We start from the raw sequence: 12,766 nt of genomic DNA, 5'->3' as shown, positions 1-12,766 counted from the left end.
GATTTCAGCCTAGCACGGGAGCTTGAACGAGGGGAAGCACCTGCGACGCAGGCGGCCGCTGCTTTGGTGACCACGCCTCCGACACAGCGCACGACAACTCGAGCGCCATCGTGATCCGAGCCGCAGAAAAAAGAAAAGCCGCCATTCTTGGAAATAGCGGCCTTCTGGCAATCAAGAGGTTTGGTAGGACGTACTGGATTCGAACCAGTGACCAACGGATTAAAAGTCCGCTGCTCTACCAACTGAGCTAACGTCCCGGAACCATTTTTCTTGCTTCTTGCCGGCGTCGAATCCGGCAAAGCCTTGAATTATAGCGTGCTGTTTCTCGCAATTTCGTCGAGCACCCACCCCGCTGCACATTGACCGAAGGTGGCGGTCACGCTGACCACCGATCCGTAGCCGTGGCAGTTGAGCGAGCCATCGCCCGAATCGATCTGGCAGGACGCGTCCGGCGGTGCCACGCTCTCGCGGCTGAACACGCAGGACAGGCCGATCTTGCGGCCTTCGCGCGGCGCACCATGCAGCTTGCGCAGCCGCTGGCGAAGCTGGGCCAGCAGCGGGTCGTGGGTGACGAGCGACAGATCGTCGATGTCGACCTTGTGCGCCTGCCGCTTGCCGCCCGCTGCCCCCACCGTGATGAACGCGGTGCCGCGCGACGCCGCGCGCGCCCATGCGGCCATGGCGAGCTTGGCCTTCACCTGGTCGCAGGCGTCGATGACCGCGTGCACCGGCCCGTGGACGGCTTGCGCGGTTTCGAGCAGCGAGGTCCAGTTGTCGGGCTCGACGAACTCGTCGATGGCGAGCACCTGGCAATCAGGGTTGATCTGCGCGATGCGCTCGCGCATGGCCTCGACCTTGGCTTGCCCCACCGTGGAGTCGAGCGCGTGGATCTGGCGGTTGATGTTCGATTCGGACACGTGGTCCAAGTCGATCAACGTCAGGCGCCCCACGCCGCTGCGCGCCAGCGCCTCGACCGCCCAGGAGCCCACGCCGCCGATGCCGACGACCAGCACATGGGCATGGCGGATGCGTGCGGCACCGGTCACGCCATACAGGCGCTCGAGACCGCCGAAGCGGCGCGCAAAATCAGGCGCCGCGGTGTCGGTCAAGACATCCGCGGCGGCCATGGGGAGCGGTGAGGCTTCGGGCAAGGCGCTCAAGCGGAAAGCTCCGCTGAAACGGTCATTGCGTCAACGCAGGCGCGACAGACGCTCGCGACCGGCCTGTGCAGCCTCCGATTGCGGGTAGGCCTTGGTCAGGTCTTCCAGCGTGCGGCGTGCAGCGCGCGTGTCCTTCAGTTCGATCTGGCAGTTCGCGATCGACAGCACGGCTTCCGGCGCCTTGGCATGGTCGGGCGCGAGCGAGAGCATCGAGCGGAAATTGGCAATGGCTTCGTTGTAGTTGCGCGTGGCGTACTGCGCATTGCCGAGCCAGAAGAGCGCGGACGCGTTGTAGCCGCTTTGCGGGTAGCGCTTCACGAACTCGGCAAAAGCGGTTTGCGCCTGTGCGAACTGACCCGAACGGAAAATGCCCAGGGCAGCTTCGAAATCGGCCTTTTCCTTCGGATCGGCGTTGAACTCGCGGCCGTCGATCGAGACCTTGGAAGGCTCGTTCTGGCGCAGCTTGTCGTCGATGGTGGCCTGGCGCGACTGCATTTCGCTCAGCGTGCGCGTGAGCTGCTCGTTCTGGCCGGTCATGCGTGCCAGTTCGCCGCGCATCTGCTCGATCTGGCTTTGCAGGTCGAGGAGGCTGCGGCGCAATTGGCCGTTTTCATCGGCCAGGCGCTGGTCGGTCTGCTGGCGCATGGCTTCGACGCGCTGGCGCAGGTCGAGGATGGCACGGCGCGCCTCGTCGTCCTCGAACAGCGCAGCCTGCGAGCCGGCCGACGCGCAGAGCAAGGCAGCGGCGAGGGCCGCGCCTCGCCACAGTGCACGTGGCTGCATCACCGGGTGTAGCGGATTTCGGCGCGGCGGTTCTGCGCCCAGACTTCTTCACCCGAGCCTTGGGCCGCGGGCTTTTCCTTGCCGAAGCTCACCGCTTCGATCTGGCTGTCGCTCACGCCCAGCAGCGTGAGCGCACGGCGCACGGCCTCGGAACGCTTCTGGCCCAGGGCCAGGTTGTACTCGCGGCCGCCGCGCTCGTCGGTGTGGCCTTCGATCGAGATGCGGCGTTGCGTGGCGCCCTTGAGGAAACGCGCATGGCCGTCGATCACCGACTGGAACTCGGGCTTGACCGTGTAGCTGTCGTAGTCGAAGTACACGATGCGCTCGACGCCGACCGGACCTTGCGCCGTGTTGGCGTTGGGGTCGATGGTCACGGGCGCCACGGCGGCAGCGCCGCCCTGCTGGCCGCCGGCCGTGCCGCTGCGGTCAGTGACCGGCGTTTCGTTGAGCTTGGTGCCCGACGAGCAACCAGCGATGAGCGCCACGATGGCGAGCGAATAGATCGTACGTTTCAACATTTTCGAACTCCTCAAGTAAATTTATCTGGTCAATGCTTATTGCTTTTGAAACGGACCCCAGTCCGGTTCGCGGATGTCTCCCGCCTGGCCAGCCAAACGGGCTTTGATCTTTCCGTCCAGCGTGGTCGTCATGAGCGCCTCGCGGCCTTGCAGGTGGGTGGCATAGACGATCAACTTGCTGTTGGGCGCGAAGCTCGGACTCTCGTCGGCCGTGGTGTCGGTGATTGCGGCGACGTTGCCGGTGGCCAACTCCATTACGTGGAGTTTGAACGCACCGCCGACCCGCGAGATGTAGGCCAACCACCGGCCATCGCCGCTGACAGATGGAGAAATGTTGTAGGTGCCGCTGAAGGTGACCCGGGTCGGGTTGCCGCCGCCGGCGCCCATCTTGTAGATCTGGGGCGCGCCGCCGCGGTCGCTCACGAAGTAGATCGTGCCGCCGTCGGCTGAGTACACCGGCTCGGTGTCGATGCTCGAACTCTGGGTGAGGCGGCGCGGTTCACCGCCGCTGGCCGGAATGGTGAACAGCTGCGAGCCGCCGTCGCGGCTGAGCGTGACGGCCAGCGAGCGCCCGTCGGGTGCCCAGGCCGGGGCGCTGTTGGAGCCCTTGAAGTTGGCGAGCAGCCGGCGCTGGCCGCTGGCCACGTTGTGCACGTAGACCACGGGCTTGCGCGACTCGAAGGACACATAGGCCAACTGCTGGCCGTTGGACGACCAGCAGGGCGAGATGATCGGCTCGGGGCTGGCCAGCGCGGCCTGCGCGTTCTCGCCGTCGGCGTCGGCCACCCACAGCGAGTAGCGGCTGCCGCCCTTGGTGACGTAGGCAATGCGGGTCGAGAAGATGCCTTTGTCGCCGGTCAGCTTTTCATACACGTAGTCGGCGATGCGGTGCGCCGCCAGTCGCAGGTCGCCCTGCGGCACGGTGTAGCTCTGGCCGCCGAGGTCGCGATCCTTGACCACGTCCCACAAGCGGAAGCGCACGTCGTAGCGGCCGTCGCCCAGGCGGCTGACACTGCCCACCACGAGCGAATCCGCGGTGCGCTGGCGCCACAGGGCGAGGTCGGGACGCGACGATTCGTCGAGTGCCTGGCCCGAGGCATCGACGCCACGGAACTGGCCGCTGCGTTCGAGGTCGGCCTGGACGATGTCGGAAATCTTCTGCGGGGAAGCGTCCTGCCCCCGGAAAGGCACGAGCGCAATCGGCAACTGCGTCAGCCCCACACCTGACACCTCGACCCGGAACTGGGCCATGGCAGGAAGCATGGGAGAGGCAGCAAGAGCCGCGATGACGCTGCGGCGCGCAATCAACGATGAAGAAGGAGTTGGGGAAAGATCTGGCAACGGCTTGTTCATGCGGTTCGGAGAGGTTTCCGGGTAAAAAGTTTCTCCCCGGCGTTTCACGGGCCACATGTTACACACTGGTTTGGACACGCCGTCACAAAACGTTTATCCGGCGAAATGGTCCTACAGGGCCTCCGAAAGGCGGCGGGTGCCGCCCCGTAAAATCCGCCGCCATATGCAAGCATCCCCCGGCAGCGAGAGCGCCCGCCCTCCCCTCATGCGCCGGCTGGCGCGACTCATGACCTGGTTCGGCAGCTCGCGCCAATGGTGGGCCGTGGGGCTGATCGGCGCCCTGCTGGCCGCGCTCACCGAGCCGCTCATGGCCGCCCTGCTCAAGCCGCTGCTCGACCGGGGCTTCACGCGCGGCGAGATGCCGCTGTGGTTCATTCCGGCGGCCGTGCTGCTGCTGTTCGCGGTGCGCGGCATCGCGCAGTTCATTTCGCAGTACGCGCTCTCGCGCATCGCCAACGAAGGCATGCAGAAGCTGCGCCGCGTGCTGTTCGAACGGCTGCTCGGCGCCGAGCTGGCGCTGTTCGCGCGGCAGTCGGCCAGTGCGTTGTCGAACACCGTCGTGTACGAGGTGCAGACCGGTGCCATGCTGCTGGTGCAGGCGCTGCTCGGGCTGTCGCGCGACGGCTTCACGCTCATTGCGCTGCTGGGCTACCTGGTCTATCTGAACTGGAAGCTCACGCTCATCGTCGCCTTCCTGGTGCCCAGCATCTCCTGGATCATGAAGGTGTTCTCCAAGCGCCTGTACAAGCTCACGCAGCAAGGCCAGCAGGCCACTGACGAACTGGCCTACGTGGTCGAGGAAAACGTGCTGGCCCACCGCGTGGTGCGGCTGCACGGCGCGGAGCAGGCGCAGGAGCGCCGTTTCGAGCAGCTGAGCCAGCGCCTGAACCGGCTGGCCGTGAAGTCCACCATCGCCCAGGCCGCCACCACGCCGCTGACGCAGATGATGGCCTCGCTGGCGCTGTCGGTGGTGGTGATGATCGCGCTGTGGCAAAGCGGCAAGCAGGGCTTCACGGTGGGCGGCTTCGTCGCCTACATCACGGCCATGCTGATGCTGATCGCGCCGATCCGCCGCCTGGCCGAGGTGGCCGGCCCCATCACGCGGGGCCTGGCTGCGCTCGAGCGCGGGCTGATCCTCATCGACGAAGTGGCCCCCGAATCGCAGGGCGATTACCGCGTCGAGCACGCACAAGGTCACATCGAACTGCGCAACGTGCAGGTCAGCTATCGCGGCGACGACGAACAGCGCGCGCTCGACGGCGTGAACCTCGTCATCGAGCCGGGCCAGGTGGTGGCCTTCGTCGGCCCCTCGGGCTCGGGCAAGACCACGCTGGTCAACCTGCTGCCGCGCTTCGTGCAGCCCAGCGGCGGCCAGGTGCTGCTCGACGGCCACGACACCAGCGAATGGCAGCTCAAGAGCCTGCGCGCCCAGTTTGCGATGGTGAGTCAGGACGTGGTCATGCTCAACGACACGCTCGCCGCCAATGTGGCGCTGGGCGGCGACATCGACATCGCGCGCGTGCAGTCCTGCCTTGAGGCGGCCAACCTGAGCACGCACGTCCAGACGCTGCCGCAGGGCATCGACACCGTGCTGGGCCACAACGCCACGCAGCTGTCGGGCGGCCAGCGCCAACGGCTGGCGATTGCCCGCGCGCTCTACAAGAACGCGCCCGTGCTGCTGCTCGACGAAGCCACGTCGGCGCTCGACACCGAATCGGAACGGCTGGTGCAGGACGCCCTGCAGCGCCTGATGCAGGGCCGCACCACGCTGATCGTGGCGCACCGCCTGTCGACCATCCAGCACGCCGACCGCATCATCGTCATGGAGCAAGGCCGCATCGCCGAGCAAGGCAGCCACGAACAGCTCATGACACGCGACGGGCTCTATGCGCGGCTGCAAACGCTGGCAGTGCGCAGCGCGGCCCCGGGACAAGACCCGACGCTCTGACGCGGCGCGCTACAGCAGCACGATGTCGTACTGCCCCTGCCCAATCGCAGGCTCGGACTGCAGCGAGATCGGCTTGCCGATGAAATCGCTCAGCCCCGCGAGATGCTGGCTCTCCTCGTCGAGGAACAGCTCGATGACTTGCGGCGAGGAGACGATGCGGAACTCGCGCGGCGTGAACTGCCGTGCCTCGCGCAGGATCTCCCGCATCACGTCGTAGGCCACGCTGCGCGCGGTCTTCACGATGCCCTGCCCGCCGCAGGCCACGCAGGGTTCGCACAGCATGTGGGCCAGCGATTCGCGCGTGCGCTTGCGCGTCATCTCGACGAGGCCAAGCTGCGAGAAGCCGCCGGCCGTGGTCTTCACGCGGTCGCGTGCGAGCTGCTTGCGGAACTCGGCCAGCACCTGCTCGCGGTGGTCGTCGCGCGCCATGTCGATGAAGTCGACGATGATGATCCCGCCCAGGTTGCGCAGGCGCAGCTGCCGCGCGATGGCCTGCGCGGCCTCCAGGTTGGTCTTGAAAATGGTGTCGTCGAAGTTGCGCGCACCGACGAAGCCGCCGGTGTTCACGTCGACCGTGGTCAGTGCCTCGGTCTGGTCGACCACGAGGTAGCCACCCGACTTCAGGTCGACGCGCCGGCCCAGCGCCTTCGCGATTTCCTCGTCCACCGAGTACAGGTCGAAGATCGGCCGTTCGCCCTTGTAGTGCTGCAGCTTGCCGGCCGCCTGCGGCATGAATTCGAGGCCGAATTTCAGCAGCACCTCGAACTGCTCGCGCGAGTCGATGCGGATGGTCTGCGTGTCTTCCGAGGTCATGTCGCGCAGCACGCGCTGCAGCAGGCTCAGGTCCTGGTGCAGCAGCGACATGGCCGGCATCCGGCTCGAGGCCTCGCGAATGCGCGTCCAGGTCTTGCGCAGGTAGGCGATGTCCTCGGCCAGCTCGGCGTCGGCGGCGTCTTCGCCGTTGGTGCGCAGGATGAAGCCACCCGTGTTCACGGGCACCACGCCACCGCTCTCCGCGGCCGCGGCCGCTTCGATGAGCGCGAGCATGCGGTTGCGCAGCGACTCTCGCTGGTCAGGCGGGATCTTCTGCGACACGCCGATGTGGTTGTCCTGCGGCAGGAACACGAGCAGCCGGCCTGCGATGCTGATCTGCGTGGACAGCCGCGCGCCCTTGGTGCCAATCGGGTCCTTGATGACCTGCACCAGCAGCGACTGGCCCTCGAACACCTGCTTCTCGATGGGCACCATTGGACCGCCGTTGCGGTGGTCGCGCTCTGGCGGCGTGGCGCTCGGGCGCGAGCCCGGCGTGAACGGCGAAACGATGTCGGCCACGTGCAGGAAGGCGGTGCGCTCCAGGCCGATGTCGATGAAGGCCGACTGCATGCCCGGCAGCACGCGCGAGACCTTGCCCAGGTAGATGTTGCCGACCAGCCCGCGCTCGAGCGTTCGCTCGACGTGCAGCTCTTGCACCGCGCCGTGCTCGACCAGCGCCACACGGGTCTCCTGCGGAGACCAGTTGATCAGGATGTCTTGCATGGAAGTCTTAAGTATTGAAACCTGCGCTTCGAAGCAGCTGCGCGGTCTCGAACATGGGAAGTCCCATGATGCCCGAATAGGACCCGCTGATGTGCTCGATGAACGCCGCCGCCGCGCCCTGAATGGCATACGCGCCGGCCTTGCCGAGCGGCTCGCCGCTGGCGGCGTAGGCCGCGATCTGCTTCTTCGTGAGCGTTGCGAAGCGCACGCGCGACACGCTGAGCGCCGCATGGCGCCGACGGCCGTGCTGCAGCGCCACGGCGGTGAGCACGCGGTGCGTGGCGCCGGACAGGTGCGCCAGCATGCGCTCGGCATCGCGCGCGTCCTCGGGCTTGCCGAGGATGGTGCGGCCGAGCGCGACCGTGGTGTCGGCGCAGAGCACAGGCGCGTCGGCGAGGCCAAGGCGCTTGCGGCGCGCAACGGCGGCATCGAGCTTGAGGGCCGTGACGCGCTGCACGTAGGCGGTCGGCGATTCGTTCGGCAGCAAGGCTTCGAGCGCCTCGGCGTCTTCGTCGGGGCCGGCCAGCAGCAACTCGTGGCGCACGCCGAGCTGGCCGAGCAATTGGGCGCGGCGCGGGCTTTGCGACGCGAGGTAGATGAAGTCAGGCAAGTTCAGGTCTCCGAGGTGGGCCCCACCGCCGGCCCCAAGATCATTCGCGGTGGTACGGATGGCCCGCGTTGACCGACCACGCCCGGTAGAGCTGTTCGACCAGCAGCACGCGCGCCATGGCATGCGGCAAGGTCAGGTCGGACAGGCGGATGCGTTCGTGCGCCGCGGCCTTGAAGGCCGGGTCGAGCCCGTCGGGACCGCCGATGACCAGCGCCACGTCGTCGCCCTCGATCTGCCAGGTCTGCAGCCGAGTGGCCAGCGCCTTGGTGGTGAGCGCGGTGCCGCGCTCGTCGAGCACGACGATGCGCATGCCGCGGGCGATGGCGCCCTCGATGCGTTCGCGCTCGGCGGCATAGAGCGTCTCGAGTGTCTTGGAGCCGCGCGGCTCGGTCTTGACGGCGCGCAACTCGAGCTTGAGCTCCGGCGGGAAGCGCTTGGCGTAGTCGTCCCAGGCGGTCTGCGCCCAGTCGGGCATGCGCTGCCCGACGGCGACCACCAGCAGCTTCATGCGCGGCGGGCTGGCGCCTTCTTGGCCGGCGCCTTCTTTGCAGCGACCTTCTTGGCGGCCGGCTTGCCGACGACCTTCACCGGCACGCGTGCGGTGCCCGTGGCGGACTTCTTCGCAGGCGCCTTCTTGGCGGCGGTCTTGCCCGCGGTCTTCGAGGGCGCGCGTTTCGCCGGAGCCTTGGCGGCCTTGGCTTCCTGCTCGGCCGCGCGGATCGCGGTCTTGGCGGCGCTCGAACGACGCAGGCTCGGCGTCTTGGCGGCGGCCGTCTTCTTTTCTTCGGCACCCTTCACGGACGAAGCGGTGGCCAGCGCGGGCTTGGTGGCGCCCAGCTTGGCGCGCACCGGCTTGTCGCCCCAGATCTCTTCGAGGTGGTAGTACTGACGGATGGCGGGCTGCATGATGTGCGCCACGGCCGCGCCGCAGTCCACGATGATCCACTCGCCGTTTTCCTCGCCCTCGGTGCGCGGCTTGGCGAAACCGGCTTCGCGCACGGCGTCGCGCACGCTCGAGGCGAGCGCCTTGGTCTGGCGGTTGGAAGTGCCCGACGCCACGATCACGCGCTCGAACAGCGGCGAGAGGTGCTCCGTGTCGAATACCTGGATGTCCTGCGCCTTGACGTCTTCGAGACCATCGATGATGGCTCGCTGGAGTTTTTGGATGTCTTTTTTGGCGGCGGCTTCAGTGGTCATCAGGCAGGGCGGTAGAGGTGGTGTTGGTCAATATAGCGTGCAACCGTGGGCGGAACCAGCGAGGAAATGTCCACACCCGACGCCACACGCCGCCGGATATCGGTGGCGCTGGTGTCCATGGCGGCAGGCAGTTCAAGCGCCTCGAAACGCGCGCCAGCCGGGAGGCCGGGCAGCTGTTTCGGATCAAAACGAGTGACGTCACCCGTCGATAGTGCGCGATACGCTACAGAAACGATAGCAATGCCGAGTATATCCTGCCAGCCGTGCCAGGTCGGCAAGGCCCTGGCCTGGTCTGCGCCCATCACCAGCACGAGCTGTGCGCCGGGCTGTTCTTTCTGCAATTCATGCAGCGTGTCGAGCGTGTAGGTCGGGCCGTCGCGCAACACTTCGCGGATGTCGATGACGACCTTGCCTTGCAGGTTGCCAAAGGCCAGCCGCGCCATCGCCAGGCGGTCTTCCTTCGGCGTGAGCGTGCGGCTCTTGTGCCAGGCCTGCCCCGTGGGAATGACGTGCAGTTCGCTCAGATCGAGTTGCGCCAAGGCAGCATCAGCAAGTGCGACGTGCGCGTTGTGCGGCGGGTCGAAGGCCCCGCCGAAGACGCCGATGCGCAAAGCGGAACCGGAGGAACTCACACCCAGTCCCGCCGCACGATGAAGTCGCTGTACAGCGCAGCTTCGGGGCTGCCCGCTTCGGGCTGCTGCCGATAGGCCCAGCTCGCCAGCGGCGGCATCGACAGCAGGATCGATTCGGTGCGCCCGCCCGACTGCAAGCCGAAGTGCGTGCCGCGGTCCCACACGAGGTTGAACTCGACGTAGCGCCCGCGCCGGTACAGCTGGAACGCGCGTTCGCGCTCGCCGTACGGCATGCCGCGGCGGCGCTCGACGATCGGCAGGTAGGCCTGCAGGAACGCATCGCCAACCGAGCGGATCAGCGCAAAGCCGTTCTCGATGCCACCTTCGGCGAAGTCGTCGAAAAAGATGCCGCCGATGCCGCGCTGTTCGTTGCGGTGCTTCAAAAAGAAATACGCGTCGCACCAGGTCTTGAAGCGCGGGTACTTGTCGGCGCCGAAGGGGGCGAGCGCGTCGCGGCACACGGTGTGGAAGTGCACCGCGTCTTCTTCGAAGCCGTAGCACGGCGTGAGGTCCATGCCGCCGCCGAACCAGCACACGGGCTCGCCACCGCCCGCGGGCTGCGCGGCCAGCATGCGCACGTTCATGTGGACGATCGGCACGTAGGGGTTGCGCGGGTGGAACACCAGCGACACGCCCATGGCCTCGAACGGCGCGCCCGACAGCTCGGGGCGGTTCTGCGTGGCCGAGGGCGGCAGCTTGGCGCCGCGCACCTGCGAGAAGCCGACACCGGCGCGCTCGAACAGCGCGCCGCCTTCGAGGATGCAGGTCAGGCCGCTGCCTTGCAGCGGCTCGCCGGGCTCTTTCTGCCAGGCATCGCGCACCGCGCTGCCGCCGTCCGCCGCCTCGACCGCCGAGATGATCGATTGCTGCAGCCCGCGCAGGTAGTCGCCGACCGCCTTCGGCTGGGTGGCTGGCATCAGGATTGCGGCGTGTTGCGCGCGTTGACGGCGCGGTAGCCGATGTCCTTGCGGTACTGCGCACCGTCGAACTGCACGCGCGCCGCGACTTCGTAGGCGCGCTGTTGCGCCTGCTTGACGCTGTCGGCCAGCACGGTCACGCAGAGCACGCGGCCGCCGCTGGTCTTGAGTTCGCCGTTTTCAATCGTGGTGCCCGCATGGAACACCACGGCATCGGGCGCTTCCGCCGGAATGCCGCTGATGCGGTCGCCCTTGCGCGGCGACAGCGGGTAGCCGTGCGCGGCCATCACCACACCGAGCGCCACGCGCCGATCCCATTGCAACTCGACCTGGTCGAGCGTGCCGTCGGTGGCGTGCCAGAACACCTCGAACAGGTCGGACTTCAGGCGCATCATGATCGGCTGCGTCTCGGGGTCGCCCATGCGGCAGTTGAATTCGAGCGTCTTGGGCTGGCCGTGGGCGTCGATCATGAGACCGGCATAGAGGAAGCCGGTGAACGGAATGCCATCCTTTTCCATGCCGCGGATGGTCGGCAGGATGATTTCGCGCATCGCGCGCGCATGCACCTCGGCCGTGACCACGGGCGCGGGCGAGTACGCGCCCATGCCGCCGGTGTTCGGACCTTCGTCGCCGTCGAGCAGGCGCTTGTGGTCCTGGCTGGTGGCCAGAGCGGCGACGTTCCTGCCGTCGCACATCACGATGAAGCTGGCTTCTTCGCCTTGCAAAAATTCTTCGATGACGACGCGTGCGCCGCCTTCGTTGTGCGACACGCCGAACTTGTTGTCGACCAGCATGAAGTCGACGGCTTCGTGGGCTTCCTGCACGGTCATGGCAACGACCACGCCCTTGCCGGCGGCCAGGCCATCGGCCTTGACGACGATCGGCGCGCCCTTGGCGTCGATGTAGGCGTGGGCGGCAGCGGCGTCGGTGAAGGCTTCGTATTCGGCCGTCGGGATCTTGTGGCGCTTCATGAAGGCCTTGGAGAAGGCCTTGGAGCTTTCGAGCTGCGCAGCCGCCTGCGTCGGGCCGAAGATGCGCAGGCCGTGCGCGCGGAACTCGTCCACCACGCCGGCCGCCAGCGGTCCTTCGGGGCCGACCACGGTCAGCGCGATTTTCTCGGCCATCGCCCACTCTCGCAGCGCGGCGGGCTCGGTGATGTCGATGCAGTCGTAGCGCTCGTCGCTCACGGTGCCGCCGTTGCCCGGCGCCACGTAGACGCGGCTGACCCGGTTGCCCTGCGCCAGCCGCCACGCCAATGCGTGCTCGCGGCCCCCTCCTCCAATCACCAGTACCTTCATTCGCGGGCTTTCGTTTGTCGCTGTGGATCCATCATTCATTCGTTCAGTCGGACAGCGCGGCGTTGTGATAAACGTCCTGCACGTCGTCCAGGTCCTCGAGCACGTCGAGGAGCTTCTGCATCCTGGCGGCGTCTTCGCCGGTCACGTCCACGGTGTTCTCGGCGCGCATGGTGATTTCGGCGGCGTCGGGCTTCAGGCCTGCGGCTTCGAGCGCGTTTTTCACGGCTTCGAAATCGCCGATGGCGGTGAGCACCTCGATGGCGCCGTCGTCGTCGGTGATCACGTCCTCGGCGCCGGCTTCAAGGGCCACTTCCATGACCTTGTCTTCGCTGGTGCCCGGGGCAAAGATGATCTGGCCGCAGTGCTTGAACTGGAAGGCCACCGAGCCTTCGGTGCCCATGTTGCCGCCGTGCTTGGAGAAGGCGTGGCGCACTTCGGCCACGGTGCGTACGCGGTTGTCGGTCATGGTGTCGACGATGATCGCCGCGCCGCCGATGCCGTACCCTTCGTAACGAATTTCTTCGTAATTGACGCCTTCGAGGTTGCCCGTGGCCTTGTCGATGTTGCGCTTGACGGTGTCGATGGGCAGATTCACCGCCTTGGCCTTTTCGACCGCCAGCCGCAGCCGGGGGTTGGCGCTGAGATCGGCGCCGCCGGCGCGTGCAGCCACCGTGATTTCACGGATGGCACGAGTCCAGAGCTTGCCGCGTTTCTCGTCCTGGCGGCCCTTGCGGTGCTGAATGTTTGCCCACTTGCTATGTCCGGCCATGGCTATCTCTCTCGCTGTCGTGTGTTTTCAAAGCAGGTGTGGAGT

General features: G+C 66.8%; 13 protein-coding genes and 1 tRNA gene. 1 reads left to right on the top strand and 13 read right to left on the bottom strand.

Annotation, left to right across the window (positions count from 1 at the left end; genetic code table 11):
• Nucleotides 1–181 precede the first annotated feature (181 nt).
• The 5 genes from ASD34_RS19335 to tolB all read right to left on the bottom strand — a co-directional run bounded on the left by ASD34_RS19335 (nucleotide 182) and on the right by tolB (nucleotide 3,724).
• Nucleotides 182–257: transfer RNA gene (locus ASD34_RS19335), tRNA-Lys, on the bottom strand.
• A gap of 51 nt (nucleotides 258–308) precedes the next feature.
• Nucleotides 309–1,127 (bottom strand): ThiF family adenylyltransferase, encoded by an 819-nt coding sequence (locus tag ASD34_RS19330; RefSeq protein WP_056580459.1) that lies wholly within the window; start codon nucleotides 1,125–1,127, stop codon nucleotides 309–311.
• 63 nt (nucleotides 1,128–1,190) lie between these two features.
• The gene (gene ybgF, locus ASD34_RS19325; protein ID WP_056580455.1) at nucleotides 1,191–1,943 is read right to left on the bottom strand and encodes a tol-pal system protein YbgF; all 753 of its coding nucleotides are present in this window, start codon (nucleotides 1,941–1,943) and stop codon (nucleotides 1,191–1,193) included.
• Nucleotides 1,943–2,461: a peptidoglycan-associated lipoprotein Pal gene (gene pal, locus ASD34_RS19320; RefSeq protein ID WP_056580452.1), complete on the bottom strand. Its 519-nt coding sequence runs from the start codon at nucleotides 2,459–2,461 to the stop codon at nucleotides 1,943–1,945. The genes ybgF and pal overlap by 1 nt, the downstream gene beginning before the upstream one ends.
• Before the next feature lie 36 nt (nucleotides 2,462–2,497).
• The gene (tolB, locus tag ASD34_RS19315) at nucleotides 2,498–3,724 is read right to left on the bottom strand and encodes a Tol-Pal system beta propeller repeat protein TolB (RefSeq protein ID WP_056580449.1); all 1,227 of its coding nucleotides are present in this window, start codon (nucleotides 3,722–3,724) and stop codon (nucleotides 2,498–2,500) included.
• 253 nt (nucleotides 3,725–3,977) lie between these two features.
• On the opposite strand from tolB, the gene msbA reads away from it, so the two are divergent.
• Complete coding sequence (gene msbA / locus ASD34_RS19310) at nucleotides 3,978–5,762, top strand: lipid A export permease/ATP-binding protein MsbA (protein WP_056580447.1); 1,785 nt, start codon at nucleotides 3,978–3,980, stop codon at nucleotides 5,760–5,762.
• 9 nt (nucleotides 5,763–5,771) lie between these two features.
• Here msbA and rng read toward each other — a convergent pair whose 3' ends face one another.
• The 8 genes from rng to ASD34_RS19270 are packed head-to-tail and all read right to left on the bottom strand — an operon-like array spanning nucleotide 5,772 to nucleotide 12,721.
• Nucleotides 5,772–7,298: a ribonuclease G gene (gene rng, locus ASD34_RS19305; RefSeq protein WP_056580445.1), complete on the bottom strand. Its 1,527-nt coding sequence runs from the start codon at nucleotides 7,296–7,298 to the stop codon at nucleotides 5,772–5,774.
• A gap of 7 nt (nucleotides 7,299–7,305) precedes the next feature.
• On the bottom strand, nucleotides 7,306–7,908 hold the full coding sequence (locus tag ASD34_RS19300; RefSeq protein WP_056580443.1) for a Maf family protein: 603 nt from the start codon (nucleotides 7,906–7,908) through the stop codon (nucleotides 7,306–7,308).
• Nucleotides 7,909–7,948: 40 nt separating this feature from the next.
• Nucleotides 7,949–8,416: a 23S rRNA (pseudouridine(1915)-N(3))-methyltransferase RlmH gene (gene rlmH / locus ASD34_RS19295; RefSeq protein ID WP_056580440.1), complete on the bottom strand. Its 468-nt coding sequence runs from the start codon at nucleotides 8,414–8,416 to the stop codon at nucleotides 7,949–7,951.
• Nucleotides 8,413–9,105, bottom strand: coding sequence for a ribosome silencing factor (rsfS, locus tag ASD34_RS19290; RefSeq protein ID WP_056580436.1), 693 nt, complete (start codon nucleotides 9,103–9,105; stop codon nucleotides 8,413–8,415). Before rsfS ends, rlmH begins: the two co-directional genes overlap by 4 nt.
• Nucleotides 9,105–9,737, bottom strand: coding sequence for a nicotinate (nicotinamide) nucleotide adenylyltransferase (nadD, locus tag ASD34_RS19285; protein ID WP_056580434.1), 633 nt, complete (start codon nucleotides 9,735–9,737; stop codon nucleotides 9,105–9,107). The genes rsfS and nadD overlap by 1 nt, the downstream gene beginning before the upstream one ends.
• Nucleotides 9,734–10,654: an oxygen-dependent coproporphyrinogen oxidase gene (gene hemF, locus ASD34_RS19280; RefSeq protein WP_056580431.1), complete on the bottom strand. Its 921-nt coding sequence runs from the start codon at nucleotides 10,652–10,654 to the stop codon at nucleotides 9,734–9,736. The genes nadD and hemF overlap by 4 nt, the downstream gene beginning before the upstream one ends.
• Complete coding sequence (gene purD / locus ASD34_RS19275) at nucleotides 10,654–11,952, bottom strand: phosphoribosylamine--glycine ligase (protein WP_056580428.1); 1,299 nt, start codon at nucleotides 11,950–11,952, stop codon at nucleotides 10,654–10,656. Before purD ends, hemF begins: the two co-directional genes overlap by 1 nt.
• Before the next feature lie 43 nt (nucleotides 11,953–11,995).
• Entirely contained in the window at nucleotides 11,996–12,721 is a 726-nt protein-coding gene (locus ASD34_RS19270; RefSeq protein ID WP_056580425.1) for a YebC/PmpR family DNA-binding transcriptional regulator, read from the bottom strand.
• Nucleotides 12,722–12,766: the final 45 nt, after the last annotated feature.

Origin of the sequence: Variovorax sp. Root473, from assembly GCF_001426505.1 — a bacterium.
Classification (GTDB): domain Bacteria; phylum Pseudomonadota; class Gammaproteobacteria; order Burkholderiales; family Burkholderiaceae_C; genus Variovorax.
Note: the sequence above shows the minus strand (reverse complement) of the source record. Positions and strands in the feature narration are given on the sequence as shown.